General features: G+C 65.4%; 27 protein-coding genes and 1 pseudogene. 27 read left to right on the forward strand and 1 reads right to left on the reverse strand.

From position 1 onward, the window contains the following. From F3J15_RS37765 to tatC, 22 genes and pseudogenes are all read left to right on the forward strand, one after another. Positions 1-163: pseudogene (locus F3J15_RS37765) on the forward strand (VacJ family lipoprotein); the annotation flags it as partial. Between the two features lie 111 nt (positions 164-274). Further along, positions 275-904 (forward strand): ABC transporter substrate-binding protein, encoded by a 630-nt coding sequence (locus tag F3J15_RS15565; protein ID WP_050013177.1) that lies wholly within the window; start codon positions 275-277, stop codon positions 902-904. Continuing rightward, complete coding sequence (locus tag F3J15_RS15570) at positions 901-1,176, forward strand: STAS domain-containing protein (protein WP_089424333.1); 276 nt, start codon at positions 901-903, stop codon at positions 1,174-1,176. Before F3J15_RS15565 ends, F3J15_RS15570 begins: the two co-directional genes overlap by 4 nt. A gap of 192 nt (positions 1,177-1,368) precedes the next feature. Continuing rightward, positions 1,369-2,295 (forward strand): ABC transporter ATP-binding protein, encoded by a 927-nt coding sequence (locus tag F3J15_RS15575; RefSeq protein WP_059522281.1) that lies wholly within the window; start codon positions 1,369-1,371, stop codon positions 2,293-2,295. Further along, positions 2,292-3,047, forward strand: coding sequence for an ABC transporter permease (locus F3J15_RS15580; protein ID WP_011350723.1), 756 nt, complete (start codon positions 2,292-2,294; stop codon positions 3,045-3,047). The genes F3J15_RS15575 and F3J15_RS15580 overlap by 4 nt, the downstream gene beginning before the upstream one ends. A gap of 56 nt (positions 3,048-3,103) precedes the next feature. After that, positions 3,104-3,343 carry a BolA family protein gene (locus F3J15_RS15585; RefSeq protein ID WP_006477131.1) on the forward strand — a complete coding sequence of 80 codons (240 nt, stop codon included), beginning with the start codon at positions 3,104-3,106 and terminating at the stop codon, positions 3,341-3,343. A gap of 14 nt (positions 3,344-3,357) precedes the next feature. After that, positions 3,358-4,707, forward strand: a complete 1,350-nt coding sequence (gene murA, locus F3J15_RS15590; RefSeq protein WP_069246963.1) for a UDP-N-acetylglucosamine 1-carboxyvinyltransferase — start codon at positions 3,358-3,360, stop codon at positions 4,705-4,707. Further along, on the forward strand, positions 4,704-5,357 hold the full coding sequence (gene hisG / locus F3J15_RS15595) for an ATP phosphoribosyltransferase (RefSeq protein WP_011350725.1): 654 nt from the start codon (positions 4,704-4,706) through the stop codon (positions 5,355-5,357). The genes murA and hisG overlap by 4 nt, the downstream gene beginning before the upstream one ends. A gap of 24 nt (positions 5,358-5,381) precedes the next feature. Beyond that, a complete protein-coding gene (gene hisD, locus F3J15_RS15600; RefSeq protein WP_166892288.1) occupies positions 5,382-6,698 on the forward strand; it encodes a histidinol dehydrogenase in 1,317 nt (438 codons plus the stop codon). A 143-nt stretch (positions 6,699-6,841) separates the two neighbouring features. Continuing rightward, positions 6,842-7,915, forward strand: a complete 1,074-nt coding sequence (gene hisC / locus F3J15_RS15605; RefSeq protein WP_089444828.1) for a histidinol-phosphate transaminase — start codon at positions 6,842-6,844, stop codon at positions 7,913-7,915. A gap of 65 nt (positions 7,916-7,980) precedes the next feature. Beyond that, entirely contained in the window at positions 7,981-8,568 is a 588-nt protein-coding gene (gene hisB / locus F3J15_RS15610; RefSeq protein ID WP_006477126.1) for an imidazoleglycerol-phosphate dehydratase HisB, read from the forward strand. A gap of 66 nt (positions 8,569-8,634) precedes the next feature. After that, positions 8,635-9,255 carry a YchE family NAAT transporter gene (locus F3J15_RS15615; protein WP_089444829.1) on the forward strand — a complete coding sequence of 207 codons (621 nt, stop codon included), beginning with the start codon at positions 8,635-8,637 and terminating at the stop codon, positions 9,253-9,255. Then, a complete protein-coding gene (hisH, locus tag F3J15_RS15620; protein ID WP_166892291.1) occupies positions 9,252-9,893 on the forward strand; it encodes an imidazole glycerol phosphate synthase subunit HisH in 642 nt (213 codons plus the stop codon). Before F3J15_RS15615 ends, hisH begins: the two co-directional genes overlap by 4 nt. Positions 9,894-10,057: 164 nt before the next feature. Then, positions 10,058-10,813, forward strand: a complete 756-nt coding sequence (gene hisA / locus F3J15_RS15625) for a 1-(5-phosphoribosyl)-5-[(5-phosphoribosylamino)methylideneamino]imidazole-4-carboxamide isomerase (RefSeq protein WP_069246967.1) — start codon at positions 10,058-10,060, stop codon at positions 10,811-10,813. Between the two features lie 107 nt (positions 10,814-10,920). After that, positions 10,921-11,694 carry an imidazole glycerol phosphate synthase subunit HisF gene (hisF, locus tag F3J15_RS15630; RefSeq protein ID WP_011350732.1) on the forward strand — a complete coding sequence of 258 codons (774 nt, stop codon included), beginning with the start codon at positions 10,921-10,923 and terminating at the stop codon, positions 11,692-11,694. After that, complete coding sequence (hisI, locus tag F3J15_RS15635) at positions 11,694-12,110, forward strand: phosphoribosyl-AMP cyclohydrolase (RefSeq protein ID WP_039366640.1); 417 nt, start codon at positions 11,694-11,696, stop codon at positions 12,108-12,110. Before hisF ends, hisI begins: the two co-directional genes overlap by 1 nt. Then, positions 12,107-12,472 carry a phosphoribosyl-ATP diphosphatase gene (locus F3J15_RS15640; protein WP_166892294.1) on the forward strand — a complete coding sequence of 122 codons (366 nt, stop codon included), beginning with the start codon at positions 12,107-12,109 and terminating at the stop codon, positions 12,470-12,472. Before hisI ends, F3J15_RS15640 begins: the two co-directional genes overlap by 4 nt. A gap of 69 nt (positions 12,473-12,541) precedes the next feature. Beyond that, positions 12,542-12,934 (forward strand): membrane protein, encoded by a 393-nt coding sequence (locus F3J15_RS15645; RefSeq protein WP_046544796.1) that lies wholly within the window; start codon positions 12,542-12,544, stop codon positions 12,932-12,934. A 31-nt stretch (positions 12,935-12,965) separates the two neighbouring features. Further along, positions 12,966-13,331 (forward strand): histidine triad nucleotide-binding protein, encoded by a 366-nt coding sequence (locus F3J15_RS15650; RefSeq protein ID WP_011350735.1) that lies wholly within the window; start codon positions 12,966-12,968, stop codon positions 13,329-13,331. Between the two features lie 93 nt (positions 13,332-13,424). After that, positions 13,425-13,655 (forward strand): Sec-independent protein translocase subunit TatA, encoded by a 231-nt coding sequence (gene tatA, locus F3J15_RS15655; protein WP_021161850.1) that lies wholly within the window; start codon positions 13,425-13,427, stop codon positions 13,653-13,655. 26 nt (positions 13,656-13,681) lie between these two features. Beyond that, complete coding sequence (gene tatB, locus F3J15_RS15660) at positions 13,682-14,212, forward strand: Sec-independent protein translocase protein TatB (protein WP_166892297.1); 531 nt, start codon at positions 13,682-13,684, stop codon at positions 14,210-14,212. Positions 14,213-14,253: 41 nt separating this feature from the next. After that, positions 14,254-15,042, forward strand: coding sequence for a twin-arginine translocase subunit TatC (gene tatC, locus F3J15_RS15665; RefSeq protein ID WP_046544799.1), 789 nt, complete (start codon positions 14,254-14,256; stop codon positions 15,040-15,042). A 209-nt stretch (positions 15,043-15,251) separates the two neighbouring features. Here the strand turns inward: tatC and F3J15_RS15670 are convergent, their stop codons facing one another. Continuing rightward, positions 15,252-16,457: a Do family serine endopeptidase gene (locus F3J15_RS15670; protein ID WP_069246970.1), complete on the reverse strand. Its 1,206-nt coding sequence runs from the start codon at positions 16,455-16,457 to the stop codon at positions 15,252-15,254. Between the two features lie 21 nt (positions 16,458-16,478). Here F3J15_RS15670 and F3J15_RS15675 point away from each other — a divergent pair, with 21 nt between their 5' ends. The 5 genes from F3J15_RS15675 to F3J15_RS15695 all read left to right on the forward strand — a co-directional run bounded on the left by F3J15_RS15675 (position 16,479) and on the right by F3J15_RS15695 (position 20,930). Continuing rightward, positions 16,479-17,225: a Nif3-like dinuclear metal center hexameric protein gene (locus F3J15_RS15675; RefSeq protein WP_166892300.1), complete on the forward strand. Its 747-nt coding sequence runs from the start codon at positions 16,479-16,481 to the stop codon at positions 17,223-17,225. Positions 17,226-17,443: 218 nt separating this feature from the next. Next, the gene (gene petA / locus F3J15_RS15680; protein ID WP_166892392.1) at positions 17,444-18,064 is read left to right on the forward strand and encodes a ubiquinol-cytochrome c reductase iron-sulfur subunit; all 621 of its coding nucleotides are present in this window, start codon (positions 17,444-17,446) and stop codon (positions 18,062-18,064) included. Then, positions 18,064-19,446: a cytochrome bc complex cytochrome b subunit gene (locus tag F3J15_RS15685; RefSeq protein ID WP_069246973.1), complete on the forward strand. Its 1,383-nt coding sequence runs from the start codon at positions 18,064-18,066 to the stop codon at positions 19,444-19,446. The genes petA and F3J15_RS15685 overlap by 1 nt, the downstream gene beginning before the upstream one ends. A 21-nt stretch (positions 19,447-19,467) precedes the next feature. Further along, complete coding sequence (locus F3J15_RS15690) at positions 19,468-20,226, forward strand: cytochrome c1 (protein ID WP_069246974.1); 759 nt, start codon at positions 19,468-19,470, stop codon at positions 20,224-20,226. Positions 20,227-20,318: 92 nt separating this feature from the next. Continuing rightward, positions 20,319-20,930 carry a glutathione S-transferase N-terminal domain-containing protein gene (locus F3J15_RS15695; protein ID WP_006400565.1) on the forward strand — a complete coding sequence of 204 codons (612 nt, stop codon included), beginning with the start codon at positions 20,319-20,321 and terminating at the stop codon, positions 20,928-20,930. The last annotated feature ends 40 nt before the right edge of the window (positions 20,931-20,970 follow it).

Here is a 20,970-nt window from a genome sequence, read left to right on the forward strand (position 1 = left end):
CGCAGCGCCGGCGCCCGCGCCGGCATCGGGCGCGGCGGTTGCTGCGCCGGCCTCGGGCACGGCCGAATCGCCGAACCCGGCCAGCGAGACGAACGTGCCGGCGATGCAGGTGGCGCCGCCGTCGCCGGGCGGGTTCCGGTTCCCGAGTATCCGCCTGCACTGACGGATTTACATTCGTTACAGCCGGAAACGATTCAGTCGGTAGCGTATGCGAACTTGCGCGTAAGCTACCTGCTCCAACCTTCGCATCGACTCATTCATGCAGGCCACTATGATGAAAAAACTGTTCCTGATCCCTGTTTTCGCAGCGCTGTTCTCGTTCGGCAGCGCAGCCCACGCGCAAGTCGACCAGTCGAACCCGCAGGCGCTGATCAAGACGGCGACGCAGCAGGTGCTCGACGAAGTCAAGCAGCAGACGATCAAGCAGGGCGACACCAACCGCATCATCACGATCGTCAACAAGGACATCCTGCCGTACACCGATTTCCGCCGCACCACGCAGCTCGCGATGGGCCGCAACTGGCGCACGGCGACGGCCGAGCAGCAACAACAGGTTCAGGAGCAGTTCAAGCTGCTGCTGATCCGCACGTATTCGGGCGCGCTCGCGCAGCTGAAGCCGGACCAGCAGATCCAGTACCCGCCGTTCCGCGCCGATCCGGCCGATACCGATGTCGTGGTCAAGACGGTCGCGATGAACAACGGCCAGCCGGTCCAGATCGATTACCGCCTGTACAAGACGGCCAATGGCTGGAAGGTGTATGACCTGAACGTGCTCGGCGCGTGGCTGATCCAGACGTACCAGCAGCAGTTCAACGAGAAGATCCAGCAAAGCGGCGTGGAAGGCCTGATCCAGTTCCTCACGCAGCGCAACCAGCAACTTGCCGCCGGCAAGCAAGCGTCGTGAGCGGCTTCGAAGCCGGCTCCTCGCTGACCGTCGCGAGCGCGAAGTCCGCGCTCGCGGACGGTCTTGCGCGCATCGGCGCGGGCGCAACCGCCGTCGATTGCGCGGCGCTGACGCAGTTCGACTCGTCCGCGCTCGCCGTGCTGCTCGCATGGCAACGTGCCGCCAAAGCGCGCGGCGCGACCCTCGACATCCACAATCTCCCCCCGAAGCTCGCCAGCCTCGCGCGCGCCTACGGCGTCGACGCGCTCATCGACGGCACCGGGCGACATTGACCCTGTCCGACCGGAGCCTGCCGCGCCGCCCGGCGCGCGCAAGCTTCAGACCGTGTGCCTCCGGCACCGGCTCCCCCAGCCGGTTTGCCCTATAATCAAGCGTTTTGCGGGGCAGCCAATCGGCGTCCGGCCCCCATTTTCATTCGCAGCAAGCACAGAATAGGCGTCGCGGCCCTGGCGTCGCGCACAGTCATGTCAGCCATAGAAATCCGTCACGTCAAGAAGCGCTACAAGTCGCTTCAGGCGCTCAAGGGCGTCAGCCTGTCGGTCGAGGAAGGCGAGTTTTTCGGTCTGCTCGGCCCCAACGGCGCAGGCAAGACCACGCTCATCAGTATCCTCGCCGGGCTCGCCCGGGCCGACGAAGGCAGTATCTCGGTGCGTGGTCACGACGTCGTCAAGGACTTCCGTGGCGCGCGCCGCGCACTCGGCGTCGTGCCGCAGGAACTCGTGTTCGATCCGTTCTTCACCGTCCGCGAGACGCTGCGGATCCAGTCCGGCTATTTCGGGCTGCGCCGCAACGACGACTGGATCGACGAAGTGATGGCCAATCTCGACCTCACCGAGAAGGCCGACGCGAACATGCGCGCGCTGTCGGGCGGGATGAAGCGCCGCGTGCTGGTCGCGCAGGCGCTCGTGCACCGGCCGCCCGTGATCGTGCTCGACGAACCGACCGCCGGCGTCGACGTCGAATTGCGCCAGACGCTGTGGAAATTCATCTCGCGCCTGAACCGCGAAGGCCACACGATCGTGCTGACCACCCATTACCTCGAGGAAGCCGAGTCGCTGTGCGACCGCATCGCGATGTTGCGCCGTGGCGAAGTGGTCGCGCTCGACCGCACCGATGCGCTGCTGCGCCGCTTCGCGGGGCTGCAGCTCTACCTGCGCCTCGCGACCGGCGCGCTGCCGTCCGAGCTGCGCGGGCTGGAGTCCGACCCGGCCGCCCGCGCGCCGGGCGAGCACCTGCTGCGCCTGACGAGCTACGACGATGTCGAGCGCATCCTTGCGCAATGCCGCGCCGCGGGCTGCACGTTCGACGAGATCGAGGTCCGCAAGGCCGACCTCGAAGATGTGTTCGTCCAGGTGATGAACGGGGCAGAGGTCATCGAGGGATTGGCATGAGCGGGTTTCAAACGCTGTTCTACAAGGAACTGCTGCGTTTCTGGAAAGTGTCGTTCCAGACGGTGTGCGCACCGATCGTCACGGCGCTGCTGTATCTGACGATCTTCGGCCACGCGCTGTCGGGCCGCGTCGAGGTCTATCCGGGCGTCGAGTACGTGAGCTTTCTCGTACCGGGCCTCGTGATGATGAGCGTGCTGCAGAACGCGTTCGCGAACAGCTCGTCGTCGCTGATCCAGTCGAAGATCACCGGCAACCTCGTGTTCATGCTGCTGCCGCCGCTGTCGTATCGCGACATCTTCGGCGCGTACGTGCTCGCGTCCGTGGTGCGCGGCCTCGCGGTCGGCACGGGCGTGTTCGTCGTGACGATCTGGTTTATCCCGATGCATTTCGCGGCGCCGCTGTTCATCATTGCATTCGCGTTGCTCGGCTCGGCGATCCTCGGCACGCTCGGCCTGATCGCCGGGATCTGGGCCGAGAAGTTCGACCAGCTCGCCGCGTTCCAGAACTTCCTGATCATGCCGCTGACGTTCCTGTCCGGCGTGTTCTACTCGACGCACTCGCTGCCGCCCGTGTGGCGCGAGATCTCGCGTCTCAATCCGTTTTTCTACATGATCGACGGCTTTCGTTTCGGGTTCTTCGGCGCGTCCGACATCAACCCGTTCGCGAGCCTCGCGATCGTCACCGGTTTCTTCGTGCTGCTCGCGCTGATCGCGATGCGGCTGCTCGCGACCGGCTACAAACTGCGTCATTGATATCGACAGGCAGCGGCCGCCATCCGGGCGGCGCGCGCCGACAGGAGCCTTACACCATGTTGCCGACTCCCGAACAGGTCAAGCAATACATCGCCGGCGGTCTCGCCTGCACGCATCTGGAAGTCGAAGGCGACGGCCAGCATTTTTTCGCGACGATCGTGTCGGCTGCCTTCGAAGGCAAGCGGCCGATCCAGCGGCACCAGCTCGTCTATGCGGCGCTCGGCGATCGCATGAAACAGGAAATTCACGCGCTCAGCATGAAAACGCTGACGCCCGCCGAATGGCAGAACGCATAAACGGAAATCACTGAGTGCAAGTCACCGTCAACGAGCGCGACGCCGTCCAGAGCGTCGCCACGGCACACCCGGCCGCCAACGGGGAAGCGCATGGCCATGGGATGGACAAGCTCGTGATCGAAGGCGGCCACCGCCTGTCGGGCGAGATCGTCGTGTCGGGCGCGAAGAATGCCGCGCTGCCGATCCTGTGCGCGGGGCTGCTCACCGGTGACCCGGTCGATCTCGACAACGTGCCGAATCTCAAGGACGTGCGGACCACGCTGAAGGTGCTGAACCAGATGGGCGTGAAGAGCGAGACCGACGGCTGCCGCGTGCAGCTCGACGCGTCGCGCGTCGACAACCTCGTCGCGCCGTACGAGCTCGTGAAGACGATGCGTGCGTCGATCCTCGTGCTCGGGCCGCTGCTCGCGCGCTTCGGCGAGGCGAAGGTGTCGCTGCCGGGCGGCTGCGCGATCGGCGCGCGTCCGGTCGACCAGCACATCAAGGGCCTGCAGGCGATGGGCGCCGAGATCAGCATCGAGCACGGCTTCATCGAAGCCCGCGCGAAGCGCCTGAAGGGTGCGCGCATCGTGACCGACATGATCACGGTGACGGGGACGGAAAACCTGCTGATGGCCGCGACGCTCGCGGACGGCGAGACGGTGATCGAAAACGCCGCGCGCGAGCCGGAAGTGAGCGATCTCGCACACTTGCTGGTCGCGATGGGCGCGAAAATCGACGGCATCGGCACCGATCGCCTCGTGATCCAGGGCGTCGAGCGGCTGCACGGCGCGCGCCATTCGGTGATCCCCGACCGCATCGAGGCCGGCACGTTCCTGTGCGCGGTCGCGGCGGCGGGCGGCGACGTGATGCTGACGGGCGTGCGCCCGCACATCCTCGACGCGGTGATCGACAAGCTGCGCGAAGCCGGCGTGTCGATCGAGGAAGGCGACAGCTGGCTGCGCGTGAAGATGGACCGCCGCCCGTCGGCGGTGACGATCCGCACGTCGGAATACCCGGCGTTCCCGACCGACATGCAGGCGCAGTTCATGGCCCTCAATACGGTCGCGACGGGCACCGCGCAGGTCGTCGAAACCATTTTCGAGAACCGTTTCATGCACGTGCAGGAGCTGAACCGGCTCGGCGCGAACATCACGATCGACGGCAATACCGCGCTCGTGACGGGGGTCGAGAAGCTGTCGGGCGCGAACGTGATGGCGACCGACCTGCGTGCGTCGGCGAGCCTCGTGATCGCCGGGCTGCGTGCCGACGGCGAAACGCTGGTCGACCGCATCTATCACCTGGACCGCGGCTACGACCGCATGGAAGCCAAACTGACCGCCGTCGGCGCGAACGTGCGCCGCCTTTCCGGGAGCCAAGCATGACCGCGCCGCTGACCCTTGCCCTGTCGAAGGGCCGGATTTTCGAGGAAACCCTGCCGCTGCTGGCCGCGGCCGGCGTGCAGGTGACCGAGGATCCGGAAACGTCGCGCAAGCTGATCCTGCCGACGACGAACCCCGACCTGCGCGTGATCATCGTGCGCGCGAGCGACGTGCCGACCTATGTCGAATACGGCGCGGCCGATTTCGGCGTGGCCGGCAAGGACGTGCTGGTCGAGCACGGCGGCTCGGGCCTGTACCAGCCGATCGATCTGAACATTGCGCGCTGCCGGATGTCGGTGGCCGTGTCGGCCGGTTTCGACTATGCGAGCGCCGTGCGGCAGGGCGCGCGACTGCGCGTCGCGACGAAGTACGTCGAAACCGCACGCGAACACTTTGCCGCGAAGGGCGTGCACGTCGACCTGATCAAGCTGTACGGCTCGATGGAGCTTGCGCCGCTGGTCGGGCTGGCCGACGCGATCGTCGACCTCGTCAGCTCGGGCGGCACGCTGAAGGCGAACAATCTGGTCGAGGTCGAGGAGATCATGGCGATCTCGTCGCGCCTCGTCGTGAACCAGGCTGCGCTCAAGTTGAAGCGCACGGCGCTCAAGCCGATCCTCGACGCGTTCGAACGCGCGTCGCAGAATGGCGGTTGAGCGCATCACCGTAACGGAATTCCCATGTCCATCACCATCCGCAAGCTCGATTCGACGAGCGAAGGCTTCGGCGCCGAGCTGCGCGCGCTGCTCGCATTCGAGGCGAGCGAAGACGCGGCGATCGAGCAATCGGTCGCGCAGATCCTCGCCGACGTGAAGTCGCGCGGCGACGCCGCGGTGCTCGAGTACACGAACCGCTTCGACCGGCTGAACGCGAACAGCGTCGCCGCGCTGGAGCTGCCGCAGGACGCGCTGCAGACGGCGCTCGACGGCCTCGCGCCGAAGGCGCGCGCGGCGCTGGAAGCCGCTGCGGCGCGGGTGCGTGCGTACCACGAGAAGCAGAAGATCGAGTGCGGCACGCATAGCTGGCAATACACGGAAGCGGACGGCACGGTGCTCGGCCAGAAGATCACGCCGCTCGACCGCGTCGGCCTGTACGTGCCGGGCGGCAAGGCCGCGTATCCGTCGTCGGTGCTGATGAACGCGATTCCCGCGCGCGTCGCGGGCGTCGGCGAGATCGTGATGGTCGTGCCGACGCCGGACGGCGTGAAGAACGACCTCGTGCTCGCCGCGGCGCTGCTCGGCGGCGTCGATCGCGTGTTCACGATCGGCGGTGCGCAGGCGGTCGGCGCGCTCGCCTACGGCACGGCGACGGTGCCGGCCGTCGACAAGATCTGCGGCCCCGGCAACGCGTACGTCGCGTCGGCGAAGCGCCGCGTGTTCGGCACGGTCGGCATCGACATGATCGCCGGGCCGTCGGAAATCCTCGTGCTGTGCGACGGCACGACCGACCCGAACTGGGTCGCGATGGACCTGTTCTCGCAGGCCGAGCACGACGAACTCGCGCAATCGATCCTGCTGTGCCCGGACGGTGCGTTCCTCGAGCGCGTCGAAAAGGCGATCGACGAGTTGCTGCCGTCGATGCCGCGCCAGGACGTGATTCGCGCGTCGCTCGAAGGCCGCGGCGCGCTGATCAAGGTGCGCGACATGGCCGAGGCCTGCCGGATCGCGAACGACATCGCGCCCGAGCACCTGGAAATTTCCGCGCTGGAGCCGCAGCAATGGGGCCAGCAGATCCGCCATGCGGGCGCGATCTTCCTCGGCCGCTACACGAGCGAGAGCCTCGGCGACTACTGCGCGGGCCCGAACCACGTGCTGCCGACGTCGCGCACCGCACGCTTCTCGTCGCCGCTCGGCGTGTACGACTTCATCAAGCGCTCGAGCGTGATCGAGGTCAGCGCGGAAGGCGCGCAGACGCTCGGCGAGATCGCATCCGAGCTCGCGTACGGCGAAGGGCTGCAGGCGCACGCGAAGAGCGCCGAGTTCCGGATGAAGCACTGACCGCACGCTGCGCGGGGCCGCGGCGGCGCTGATGTGCGGCCCGGCCTGCCCCCGAAGGCCGGGGCTGGAGACACCTGTGCAGGGCGGCAGCCGCCGCCCTGCCGACCCATTGACGCCGGCGCGACGTACGCCGGCTTGAGACCATGACGACGCCACAAGACATCATCCGCCGCGACGTGCTCGCGATGACGAGCTACCCGGTGCCGGACGCGAGCGGGTTCGTGAAACTCGACGCGATGGAGAACCCGTACCCGCTGCCCGAACCGCTCGCCGCGGCGCTCGGCGAGCGTCTCGCGCAGGTCGCGCTGAACCGCTACCCGGCGCCGCGCCCGGCCGCGCTGCTCGACAAGCTGCGCCATGCGATGGGCGTGCCGGCCGGCTGCGACGTGCTGCTCGGCAACGGCTCGGACGAAATCATCAGCATGATGTCGATGGCCTGCGCGAAGCCGGGCGCGAAGGTGCTCGCGCCAGTGCCGGGCTTCGTGATGTACGAACTGTCCGCGAAGCTCGCACAGCTCGAATTCGTCGGCGTGCCGCTGAAGGCCGACCTGACGCTCGACGTCGACGCGATGCTCGCGGCTGTCGCCGAGCATCGTCCGGCGCTCGTCTATCTCGCGTACCCGAACAACCCGACCGGCACGCTGTACGACGATGCCGACATCGAACGGATCGTCGCGGCCGCGCGGCACAGCCTGGTCGTGATCGACGAGGCGTACCAGCCGTTCGCCGTTCGCTCGTGGCTGCCGCGCGCCGCCGAATTCGACAACGTCGTCGTGATGCGCACGGTGTCGAAGCTCGGCCTCGCGGGCATCCGCCTCGGCTATCTGGTCGGTTCGCCCGCGTGGCTGACCGAATTCGACAAGGTGCGCCCGCCGTACAACATCAACGTGCTGACCCAGGCGACCGCCGATTTCCTGCTCGACCACCTCGACGTGCTCGACGCGCAGGCGGCCGACCTGCGAGCGGAACGCACGCGTCTCGCCCAGGAAGTGGCCGCGCTGCCGGGCACGACGGTGTTCCCGAGCGCCGGCAATTTCCTGCTGGTGCGCGTGCCGGACGCGGCCGCCGTGTTCGACGCGCTGCTCACCGAGCGGGTTTTGGTCAAAAACGTGAGTAAAATGCATCCGTTGCTGGCTGAATGCGTGCGGCTGACCGTCGGTTCTCCCGACGAAAACGCGCGCCTGCTGGCCGCTTTGAAACTCGCGCTGCCCGGTTGAGCCTCTGGGCGCCGCAGCGCGAAACGATCAATCCCCATTTACATCGACTCAGTCAAGGAATTGCCATGCGTGTGGCGGAAGTCGTTCGCAATACCAGCGAAACGCAGATCCGTGTGAAGCTCGATCTCGACGGCACGGGCCAGCAGAAGCTGGCCACCGGCGTGCCGTTCCTCGACCATATGCTTGACCAGATCGCTCGACACGGTCTGGTCGATCTCGAGGTTGAAGCGCATGGCGATACGCATATCGACGACCACCACACGGTCGAAGATGTCGGCATCACGCTCGGCCAGGCCGTCGCGAAGGCGATCGGCGACCGCAAGGGCATCCGCCGCTACGGCCATTCGTACGTGCCGCTCGACGAGGCGCTGTCGCGTGTCGTGATCGACTTCTCCGGCCGGCCGGGCCTCGAATTCCACGTGCCGTTCACGCGGGCGCGGATCGGCACGTTCGACGTCGACCTGTCGATCGAATTCTTCCGCGGTTTCGTGAACCACGCGGGCGTCACGCTGCACATCGACAACCTGCGCGGGATCAACGCGCACCATCAGCTCGAAACGGTGTTCAAGGCCTTCGGCCGTGCGCTGCGTGCGGCGGTGGAACTGGACGAGCGGGCGGCGGGGCAGATCCCGTCGACGAAGGGCAGTCTCTGAACCTGAACTGACCGGACGGAGCGTCAAGGACAACCTCACGGCTTCGGCGCGCGGCGCCGGCTTGCGATGGATCTGCTCAAATCGTTCATTTCGCTGCTGGCGCTGATCAACCCGGTCGGCGCGGTGCCGTTCTTCCTGAGCCTGACGGCGCAGCAGACGGATGCCGAGCGGCGGCGCACGATCCGGATCGCGTCGGTATCGGTGTTCTGCGTGATCACGGTGACGACGCTGCTCGGGCAGCAGATCATCAACTTCTTCGGCATTTCGGTCGGGTCGCTCGAAGTGGGCGGCGGGATCATCATGCTGCTGATGGCGATCAACATGCTGAACGCGCAGATCGGCAACACGCGATCGACGCCGGAGGAGCGCCACGAGGCCGAGCTGAAGGACAACATCGCGGTCGTGCCGCTGGCGATTCCGCTGCTCACGGGCCCCGGCTCGATCAGCACGGTGATCATCTATGCGGCGAACTCGCATCACTGGTATGAGCGGGCCGGGCTGGTCGCGATCGGCGCGGCCCTGGCTTTTCTGTGTTTCGTCGCGATGCGGCTCGCCGAGCCGATCGCGAACTGGATCGGCCGCACGGGCATCAACATCGCCACGCGGCTGATGGGTCTGATGCTGTCGGCGCTGGCGGTGGAATTCATCGTCAATGGACTGAGGGCGCTACTGCCTGCACTGAGATGAAAACTTCGATTGCGATTGTGGATTATGGGATGGGCAACCTGCGCTCGGTCGCGCAGGCGCTCAAGAAGGCCGAACCGGCCGCCGACGTGGCGATCGTCGACACGCCGGCCGCGATCCGCGCGGCCGACCGGGTCGTGCTGCCCGGCCAGGGCGCGATGCCCGACTGCATGCGCAGCCTCGGCGATTCGGGCCTGCAGGAGGCCGTGATCGAGGCCTCGCGCACGAAGCCGCTGCTCGGCGTGTGCGTCGGCGAGCAGATGCTGTTCGACTGGAGCGCGGAAGGCGACACGAAGGGCCTCGGCCTGTTGCCCGGCAAGGTCGTGCGTTTCGCGCTCGACGGCCGCCTGCAGGACGACGGCTCGCGCTTCAAGGTGCCGCAGATGGGCTGGAACCGCGTGCGCCAGTCGCAGCCGCACCCGCTGTGGGACGGCGTGCCCGACGACGCGTATTTCTACTTCGTGCACAGTTATTACGTGACGCCGGACAACCCGGCGCATACGGTTGGCGAAACGGCCTACGGCGCGCCGTTTACGTCCGCGGTCGCGCGGGACAACATCTTCGCGACCCAATTCCACCCGGAGAAAAGCGCGGAGGTCGGGTTGCGTCTGTATCGCAACTTCGTACACTGGAAACCGTAAAACGTGGTGCGCGAGCCACAGTCGATCTGGCCGAACGGCCTGTCGCGCGGCGCGCTCGCGCTTAAGCGCCGAAAGAGTTGTACTAAACTAGCGAGACGGCGCGGCACCGGTTTGGCCGGTACGCGCCTGATTCTTTTCATTTTCCACGACGACACCCGATTGCTATGTTGCTGATTCCGGCCATCGACCTCAAAGACGGTCAGTGTGTGCGCCTCAAACAGGGCGATATGGACCAGGCCACGATTTTTTCCGAGGACCCGGCGGCGATGGCCCGCAAGTGGGTCGATCTCGGCGCCCGGCGGCTCCATCTCGTCGACCTGAACGGCGCATTCGCCGGCAAGCCGAAGAATCTCGAGGCGATCGAAGCGATCCTCGACGAAGTCGGCGACGAAATCCCCGTACAGCTCGGGGGCGGCATCCGCAGCCTCGAGACGATCGAGAAGTATCTCGACGCCGGCCTGTCCTACGTGATCATCGGCACGGCGGCCGTCAAGAACCCGGGCTTCCTGCAGGACGCATGCACCGCGTTCTCCGGCAACATCATCGTCGGGCTGGACGCGAAGGACGGCAAGGTCGCGACCGACGGCTGGAGCAAGCTGACCGGCCACGAAGTGATCGATCTCGCGAAGAAGTTCGAGGACTACGGCGTCGAATCGATCGTCTACACGGACATCGGCCGCGACGGGATGCTGCAGGGCATCAACATCGACGCGACCGTGAAGCTCGCGCAGGCGGTCGGCATCCCGGTGATCGCGAGCGGCGGCCTGTCGAACCTCACGGACATCGAGAGCCTGTGCGAAGTGGAAGAGCACGGCGTCGAAGGCGTGATCTGCGGCCGGGCGATCTACTCCGGCGATCTCGATTTCGCGGCCGCGCAAAAGCGCGCGGATGAACTGAACGGCGAACTCGACAACGCGTAAGCGCGGTTGTCCCGCTCGCCGGGGCTGCCTGCAGGCGGCCCCGACCGGAAGCCTCGCGCGAGGCTTTCCGCAACCGGCCGTCCCATCGCGGCATTTGGCGCAACATCATGGCTCTAGCTAAACGCATCATCCCCTGCCTGGACGTGACTGCCGGGCGTGTCGTCAAGGGCGTCAATTTCGTCGAGCTGCGCGACGCCGGCGACCCCGTCGAAATCGCCCGCCGCTACGACGACCAGGGTGCCGACGAACTGACCTTCCTCGACATCACCGCGACGTCCGACCAGCGCGACCTGATCCTGCCGATCATCGAAGCCGTCGCGTCGCAGGTGTTCATTCCGCTGACCGTCGGCGGCGGCGTGCGCGCCGTCGAGGACGTGCGGCGCCTGCTGAACGCGGGCGCGGACAAGGTCAGCATGAATTCGTCGGCGGTCGCGAACCCGCAGCTCGTGCGCGACGCGGCCGACAAGTACGGCTCGCAGTGCATCGTCGTCGCGATCGACGCGAAGCGCGTGTCGGCCGATGGCGAGACGCCGCGCTGGGAAGTGTTCACGCACGGCGGCCGCAAGAACACGGGCCTCGACGCGATCGAATGGGCGCGCAAGATGGCCGAGCTCGGCGCCGGCGAGATCCTGCTCACGAGCATGGACCGCGACGGCACCAAGTCGGGCTTCGACCTCGCGCTCACGCGCGGTGTGTCGGATGCCGTGCCGGTGCCGGTGATCGCGTCGGGCGGTGTCGGCTCGCTGCAGCACCTGGCTGACGGCATCAAGGACGGCCGCGCCGATGCGGTGCTGGCCGCGAGTATCTTCCACTACGGCGAGCACACGGTCGGCGAGGCGAAGCGCTTCATGGCCGACCAGGGCATCCCGGTGAGGCTGTGATGAATACGGAAACGAATGCATTGCCCGCGTGGCTCGACAAGGTCCGCTGGGACGACAACGGCCTCGTGCCGGTGATCGCGCAGGAGGCGTCGACGAACGACGTGCTGATGTTCGCGTGGATGAACCGCGAGGCGCTGGCGAAGACGATCGAGACGCAGCGCGCGGTCTACTATTCGCGCTCGCGCAAGCGCCTGTGGTTCAAAGGCGAGGAGTCGGGCCACGTGCAGCACGTGCACGAGGTGCGGCTCGACTGCGACGAGGACGTCGTGCTGCTGAAGGTCGAGCAGGTGTCGGGCATCGCGTGCCACACCGGCCGGCATTCGTGCTTCTTCCAGAAATTCGAAGGCACCGTCGACAGCGGCGACTGGGTCGCGGTCGAACCGGTGCTGAAAGATCCCGAACACATCTACAAATGACGCAATTGACCGAAGACACGCTGCTGCGCCTCGCGGCCGTGATCGATAGCCGCAAGGGCGGCGATCCCGATCAATCGTACGTATCGCGCCTGTTCCACAAGGGCGACGACGCGGTGCTGAAGAAGATCGGCGAAGAGGCGACGGAAGTCGTGCTGGCCGCGAAGGACGTGCGCCAGGGCGGCGCGCCGACCGCGCTCGTCGGCGAGGTGGCCGACCTGTGGTTCCACTGCCTCGTGATGCTGTCGCATTTCGACCTGAGCCCGGCCGACGTGATCGGCGAGCTCGAGCGCCGCGAAGGGCTGTCGGGTATCGAGGAGAAGGCTCTGCGCAAGCGTCGCGAGCGCGAGGAAAACGGCGGGTGACAGGCCCTTGTCGCGGGATGGCCACAGTGCGGTAAGCTGTAAGAATTGTCATCTAACGGGGGTAGCATCATGACCGATACGCCAAGCCAGTTTCCGCCGCCGTCGGTGCCGGGGGCCGCGGACGCCGAGCGCCTGAACGGGCTGCGCACGCTGACTCACGTGCTCTACGGCCTCTATGCGTTTCATTGGCTGACGGGCGGCGTCACGGGCATCATCGCGATCATCATCAACTACGTGAAGCGCGACGATGTGGCCGGCACGCCGTATGCGGCCCACTTCGAGTGGCAGATCCGCACGTTCTGGCGCGCACTGATCGCGTATGTGATCGGGTTCGCGCTGATGTTCGTGGTGGTCGGATTCGCAGTGATGTTTGTCACATGGATCTGGACGCTGTACCGTATCATCAAGGGTTGGCTGTACCTGAACGACAACAAGCCGCTCGATCCGCAGGCCTGGTTCTGACCGGCCGCGGGCGGGCGTCTGCAGGAGCAACATGAGTCACGATCCGAATTGCCTGTTCTGCAAGATCGCGGCAGGCGAGATCCCGAGCACGAAGGTGCACGAGGATGAAGAATTCGTCGCGTTCCGCGACATCCGCCCGGCGGCCGAGACACACGTGCTCGTGATTCCGCGCCAGCATCTGCCGACGTTGTCGGCGGCGAGCGACGCCGATGCACCGATGCTCGGCCGGCTGATGCTGCTCGTGTCGCGTCTCGCCAGCCAGCTCGGCGTCGCGTATACGGGGGGCGAAACTGGTTTCCGTACGGTGATCAACACGGGCCCGGGCGGCGGGCAGGAGGTCTACCACCTGCACGCGCATATCCTGGCCGGCCCGCGCCCCTGGCAGCGGATGGGTTGACGGCGCGGGGCGTTTCCCCGCATCGATTGTCGAAGCCGGCGCGTTGCCGGCGATTTACGCCGCATCGCGGCGTGGTTGAGGAGAGGTTTCATCATGGGTGGATTGAGCATTTGGCACTGGCTGATCGTGCTGCTGATCGTCGCGCTGGTTTTCGGTACGAAGAAGCTGCGCAACATCGGCAACGATCTCGGCAGCGCCGTGAAGGGTTTCAAGGACGGCATGAAGGACGGCGAAGCACCGGCGGACGCGCAGCAACTGCCGCGCTCGGGCTCGGTCGACGTCAACGCGAAGGAAACGACGCGTTCCGACTCGAACAAGGCGTAACGCCGGTACGCTGACAGGCATTCGCGATGCTGGATCTCGGTCTTTCGAAGATGGCGCTGATCGGCGTCGTCGCGCTCGTGGTGCTCGGCCCCGAGCGCCTGCCGCGCGTTGCGCGTACGGCAGGCGCGCTGTTCGGCCGTGCGCAGCGGTACATCAACGACGTGAAGGCCGAGGTCTCGCGCGAAATCGAACTCGACGCGTTGCGCACGATGAAGACCGATTTCGAGGCGGCCGCGCGCAATGTCGAGACGACGATTCACGATAACCTGCGTGAGCACGAGAAGGACCTGAACGACACGTGGCATTCCGCGGTCGGCGGTCTCAACGAAGCGGCGGGCGACGCCGGTTCGACGGGTTCCGACACGCCTGCCACGCCGTCGTGGCGCGGCAGTACGGCCGCGCTCGCGCCGAAGCGCCGCAACTGGCGCGTCAAGCAGGCGGCTGCGCCTGCCTGGTACAAGCGCGCGACCACCCGCCGTATGCACGTGCAGTCGGGCGCCGCGCGTGTCGCGCGCCACCAGCCGGCCAGCCTGCGCCGGCCGACGCGCTTCTTCTGAGCCGAGCGCATGCTCGCTCGTCAATCCTACCGAGGGCCGGTGTGAGCGACCCCCAGCAGAACCCGGGCGACGCCCCGGAAGAAACCTTCATTTCCCATCTCGTCGAGCTTCGCGATCGCATCATTCGCGCGGGCGCGGCGGTGATCGTCGTGTTCCTCGGGCTCGTCTACTGGGCGCCCGACATCTTCCGGCTGCTCGCGCGGCCGCTGATGGAGAACCTGCCGAAGGACGGCAAGATGATCGTCACCGACGTCACCGGCTCGTTCTTCGTGCCGATGAAGGTCACGATGCTCGTCGCGCTGGTGATCGCGCTGCCGATCGTGCTGTACCAGATCTGGGCGTTCGTCGCGCCGGGGCTGTACCAGCACGAGAAGAAGCTCGTCGCGCCGCTCGTCGGCAGCAGCTACCTGCTGTTCCTGTGCGGGATGGCGTTCGCGTACTTCCTCGTGTTCCCGACGATCTTCCGCGTGATGGCGCACTACAACGCGCCGCTCGGCGCGGAAATGACCACCGACATCGACAATTACCTGAGCTTCGTGCTCGGGATGTTCATCGCGTTCGGGGTCACGTTCGAGGTGCCGATCGTCGTCGTGCTGCTCGTCCGGATGGGCGTGCTGTCGCTGAAGAAGCTGAAGGAGATGCGTCCGTACGTGATCGTCGGCGCGTTCGTCGTCGCGGCGGTCGTCACGCCGCCGGACGTGTTCTCGCAACTGATGCTCGCACTGCCGCTGGTCGTGCTGTTCGAGATCGGGCTGCTGGCGGCGCGGTTCTTCGTGCCGAAGAAGCCGGCCGAGGAAGGCGAGGCGGAGAACGGCGAAGCCGCCAGTTGATGGTGGCGACCGGGCGGTGCGCGGCGGCCGGACTTCCGGACGCCGGGCTTGAGCGAAATCCGGTGGCGTAGTCGGTCGAAAAGCGGATGGCGGGGGCCGTCTGCCCGGCGACAAGGGTCTTTCGATATAAAACAAAGGGCAGCCAACCGGCTGCCCTTTTTCATTTCCGACGGTGTCCCGGCATGCGGCCGTGCGCCGCTCGCCCGACATCACTCGCTATCGCTGTCCTGCTCGTCGAGCGCCTGCTTCGGCGGCGGCGGGCGCTTGCCGATCACCACGTTCAGGTCGAACGCCTTGCCCTTGCGCACGACGTGCACCTTGGTCGACGTGCCCGGCTTGATTTGCGCGACGGTGTTCAGCAGCTTCGTGGTGTCGGTGATCTCGTCGCCGTTGACCGAGATCAGGATGTCGCCCGGCTTGATGCCGGCCTTGTCGGCCGGGCCGCCCTGCAGCACGCCGGCGACGATCGCGCCCGATTTCTGCGTCAGCCCGAACGACTCGGCGATCTCCGGCGTGACGTCCTGCGGCTCGACGCCGATCCAGCCGCGCGTGACCGAGCCCGTCGTGATGATGCTTTCCAGCACCGTGCGCGCGGTCGACACGGGGATCGCGAAGCCGATGCCGAGCGAGCCGCCCGAGCGCGAGTAGATCGCGGTGTTGATGCCGAGCAGGTTACCGTTCACGTCGACCAGCGCGCCGCCCGAGTTGCCGGGGTTGATCGGTGCATCGGTCTGGATGAAGTTCTCGAACGTGTTGATGCCGAGATGGTTGCGGCCCAGCGCGCTGATGATCCCCATCGTGACCGTCTGGCCGACACCGAACGGGTTGCCGATCGCGAGCACGACGTCGCCGACCCGCGACTGGTCGGAGCGGCCGAGCGTGATCGTCGGCAGGTTCGTCATGTTGATCTTCAGCACGGCGAGATCGGTTTCGGGATCGCTGCCGATCACCTTCGCGGTGCCCGTGCGGCCGTCGGCGAGCGCGACTTCGATCTGGTCGGCGCCGTCCACGACGTGCTGGTTCGTTAGAATGTAACCTTCAGGGCTCACGATAACGCCCGAGCCAAGGTTGGCGGCCGGTTCGTCCTGCTGCTTGCGGGCGTTGCGGTCACCGAAGAAGTAGCGGAACAGCGGATCTTTCGCGCGCGGGTCGGGCGGCAGCGAGCCGTCCTTGCTGGAGAACACGTTGACGACGGCCGGCATCGCCTTCTGCGCGGCTTCGGCGTACGACGTGGTCGCCGGTGCGCCGCCGATGCCCGGCGCGACTTCGCGCAGCGCGACGATCGGCGTGGCGAGCTGCTTGCCGAGCTGTCCTTGCCGTTGCAGCCATTGCGGCTTGAGCGTCACGACGATGAACATCAGCGCGAGCAGCACGGTAACCGCCTGCGCGAAGAACAGCCAGAAGCGTCTAAGCATCTGAATGGATTAGAGGTTTATATGGATCGGATCGAACTCGAATTGTACTTGAACAATACCCTTGAAACCGCGCGCTTCAAGGACTATTGCCCGAACGGCCTCCAGGTCGAGGGGCGCCGCAAGATCGAGAAGATCGCTACCGGCGTAACGGCGTCGGTCGCGTTTCTCGAAGCCGCGCTCGAATGGGGGGCAGATGCCGTGCTCGTCCATCACGGCTATTTCTGGCGCAACGAGCCGCCGCAGATCACGGGCCGCAAGTACCAGCGCCTGAAGCTGCTGCTCGCGAACGACCTGAACCTGTTCGCGTTCCACCTGCCGCTCGACGCGCATCCCGAATTCGGCAACAACGCGCAGCTCGGCGACCGGCTCGGCCTGATCGGCGAGCAGCGGTTCGGCGAAGGCGACCTCGGCTGGATGGCGACGCTGCCGATGCCTGTCACGCTTGAGCACTTCGTCGCGAAGGTCGAGCGCACGCTTGGCCGCACGCCGCTCGTGCTCGGCGATCCGGACATGCAGCTGCGCCGCATCGCGTGGTGCACGGGCGCCGCGCAAAGCTATTTCGACGCGGCGATCGACGCCGGCGCGGACGTGTTCCTGACCGGCGAGGTGTCCGAATACGTGACGCACACGGCCGCCGAGAGCGGTGTCGCGTTTGTTGCGGCAGGGCACCATGCGACCGAGCGCTACGGAATCCAGGCACTTGGCGCCCACTTGTCCGAAGAATTCGATATCGAACACCTTTTTATCGACATCCATAACCCGGTCTGAATGCCGGATTTGCGGCAGCGCATCGAAATTTCGTAATGTAGCAAATGCTTAAAAGTGAAATGATTTAATCGCTCCGATAGTGGGGGAAAACCCTTAACTATCAATCACTTCGAAGGGATTTTCATCTCCGGGCCTTGTAAATGGCGGCTCCATTCGAGCAAACTAGCGGCGGAATGGAAAGTCGTGACGGAAAATCCAACTCAGAAGTGGGGCGTGTGATGCGAGACAAGGAAGAGAAACGCGTCGACAGCGGCCGCCGTACCTGGCTGATTGCGACATCCGTAGCAGGTGGCGTGGGAGGCGTAGCCACCGTCATACCTTTCGCGGCGTCGCTTGCGCCGTCCGCGAAAGCGAAAGCGGCCGGTGCACCGGTCGAAGTCGACATCAGCGGGCTGAAGCCCGGTGAAATGGTGACCGTGCCGTGGCGCGGCAAGCCGGTGTGGATCCTGAACCGCACCGACTCGATGCTGGCCGATGTGGTCAAGGCCGACAAGGAAGTGGCCGATCCGACTTCCGAAAAGCCCTATACGATGCCGTTGCCCGCGTATTGCGCGAACGAATATCGCGCGCGGGCCGATCGCAAGAACATTCTCGTCGTGATGGCCGTGTGTACGCACCTCGGCTGCACGCCAAGCCAACGCTTCACGCCGGGTCCGCAGCCGAACCTGCCGGACGACTGGCCGGGCGGCTTCCTCTGCCCGTGCCATGGTTCGACCTACGACCTCGCCGGCCGTGTGTTCAAGAACAAACCGGCGCCTCAGAATCTCGACATCCCGCCCTACATGTTCACGTCGGCGACGACCCTCGTGATCGGCAAGGACGAGAAAGGAGAAGCGTGATGGCCGCCGACAACAAGGAAGTCTCCACGACAGGTTTTACCGGCTGGATCGACCAGCGCTTCCCGCTCACGTCCACCTGGAAGAAGCACGTTTCCGAGTACTACGCGCCGAAGAACTTCAACTTCTGGTATTTCTTCGGCTCCCTCGCGCTGCTGGTGCTCGTCAACCAGATCGTCACCGGCATCTTCCTGACGATGAACTACAAGCCCGACTCGACGCTCGCGTTCGCGTCGGTCGAGTACATCATGCGCGAGGTGCCGTGGGGCTGGCTGATCCGCTACATGCACTCCACGGGCGCATCGATGTTCTTCGTGGTCGTCTACCTGCACATGTTCCGCGGGCTGCTTTACGGGTCGTACCGCAAGCCGCGTGAACTCGTGTGGATCTTCGGCTGCGCGATCTTCCTGTGCCTGATGGCCGAGGCGTTCTTCGGCTACCTGCTGCCGTGGGGCCAGATGTCGTTCTGGGGCGCGCAGGTGATCGTGAACCTGTTCTCGGCGATCCCGTTCGTCGGCCCCGACCTGTCGCTGTGGATTCGTGGCGACTACGTGGTGTCGGACGTCACGCTGAACCGCTTCTTCGCGTTCCACGTGATCGCGATCCCGCTCGTGCTGGTCGGCCTCGTGATCGCGCACCTCGTCGCGCTGCACGAAGTGGGGTCGAACAACCCGGACGGCATCGAGATCAAGGCGAAGAAGGACGAGAACGGCGTGCCGCTCGACGGCATCCCGTTCCACCCGTACTACTCGGTGCACGATTTCCTCGGCGTGTGCGGGTTCCTGATGGTGTTCGCGCTGATCGTGTTCTTCTCGCCGGAGATGGGCGGCTACTTCCTCGAGGCGAACAACTTCGTCCCGGCGAACCCGCTGCAGACGCCGCCCGAGATCGCGCCGGTTTGGTACTTCACCGCGTTCTACGCGATGCTGCGCGCGACCACCGACCCGTTCAAGATCGTGCTGATGATCGTGATCGCGTTGCTCGGCGTGCTCGCGCTGATCCGCGCGCGCGGCAAGTGGAAAGTCGGCCTGCCGGTGCTGGCCGCGGCGATCGTCGTGTTCATGTACCTGACGGAGTCGAAGTTCTGGGGCGTCGTCGTGATGGGGTCGGCGGTGATCTCGCTGTTCTTCCTGCCGTGGCTCGACCGCAGCCCGGTGAAGTCGATCCGCTACCGGCCGCTGTTCCACAAGGTGTTCCTCGGGATCTTCGTCGTGGCGTTCCTGACCCTCGGGTTCCTCGGCACGCGGCCGCCATCCCCCGCCTCGACCCTGATCGCGCAGGCCTGTGCGCTGATCTACTTCGCGTTCTTCCTCGGCATGCCCGTCTGGACGCCGCTTGGCACGTTCAAGCAGCCGCCGGAGCGGGTGCGCTTCAAGCCCCATTAACGTGAGCGAGGAGAGAACGACATGAAGAAACTGCTTTCGACACTCGCGCTGATCGGGGCGACCGCGTGTGCGCTGCTGGTGGCGCCGGCGGTTCGGGCGGAAGGTAATTTTCCGCTCGACCGGGCGCCCGATAACACGGAAAATCTCGTTTCGCTTCAGCACGGCGCGCAATTGTTTGTAAACTATTGCCTGAACTGCCACAGCGCGAACCTGATGCGCTACAACCGTCTGACGGATCTGGGCATATCCCAGAAGGAGATCGAAAAGAATCTCCTGTTCACGACCGACAAGGTCGGCAACACGATGTCCGTCGCGATGCGGCCCGAAGACGCGAAGAACTGGCTCGGCACCTCGCCGCCCGACCTGTCGGTCGAGGAGCGCGCGCGCGGCCGCGACTGGCTGTATACGTATCTGCGGAGTTTCTACCGCGACGATACACGGCCGAGCGGCTGGAACAACGCGGTGTTCGAGAACGTTGGCATGCCTCATGTACTGTGGCAGCTGCAGGGGCAGCGCGCCGCCAAATTCGAAGACAAGACGGACGAGGAGACGGGCGAGAAGGTCCATACGCTCATCGGCTTCCAGCAGGTCACACCGGGGACACTGTCCGCGGTGGATTATGATTCTGCGGTTGCCGACCTGGTGGCGTACATGACCTGGATGTCCGAGCCGGCTCAGCAGACCCGCAAACGCCTCGGCGTATGGGTGCTGATCTTTCTCGGTGTCCTGACTTTCCTGGCCTGGCGGCTCAATGCCGCGTACTGGAAAGATATCAAGTAATCACGCCTGACCGGCGTGGGGCCGGCGCAAGGTGGAACCCCGGAAGGGGTTCGCCGCGTGCCGGCCCTCGGCTTTTTTGAGGAAACGCAAACATGATGGTTCTGTATTCCGGCACAACTTGCCCGTTCTCCCAGCGTTGCCGGCTGGTGCTGTTCGAGAAGGGCATGGACTTCGAAATCCGTGACGTCGACCTGTTCAACAAGCCGGAAGACATTTCGGTGATGAACCCGTACGGTCAGGTGCCGATCCTGGTCGAGCGCGACCTGATCCTGTACGAATCGAACATCATCAACGAGTACATCGACGAGCGCTTTCCGCATCCGCAACTGATGCCGGCCGACCCCGTGCAGCGCGCACGTGCACGCCTGTTCCTGCTCAACTTCGAGAAGGAACTGTTCGTCCACGTCAGCACGCTCGAGAACGAGAAGGGCAAGGCAGCGGAGAAGAACCACGAGAAGGCACGCCTCGCGATCCGCGATCGCCTGACGCAGCTCGCGCCGATCTTCGTGAAGAACAAGTACATGCTTGGCGAGGAGTTCTCGATGCTCGACGTCGCGATCGCGCCGCTGCTGTGGCGTCTGGATCACTACGGCATCGAGCTGTCGAAGAACGCGGCGCCGCTGATGAAGTACGCCGAGCGGATCTTCAGCCGTCCGGCCTACATCGAAGCACTGACGCCGTCCGAAAAGGTCATGCGTCGCTGATGGTGCAATGAGTGCATGACGGAGAGGGCGGCGCGGCGTG

It is taken from the genome of Burkholderia sp. Ap-955 (genome assembly GCF_011753045.1).
Taxonomy (GTDB): Bacteria; Pseudomonadota; Gammaproteobacteria; order Burkholderiales; family Burkholderiaceae; genus Burkholderia; species Burkholderia lata_D.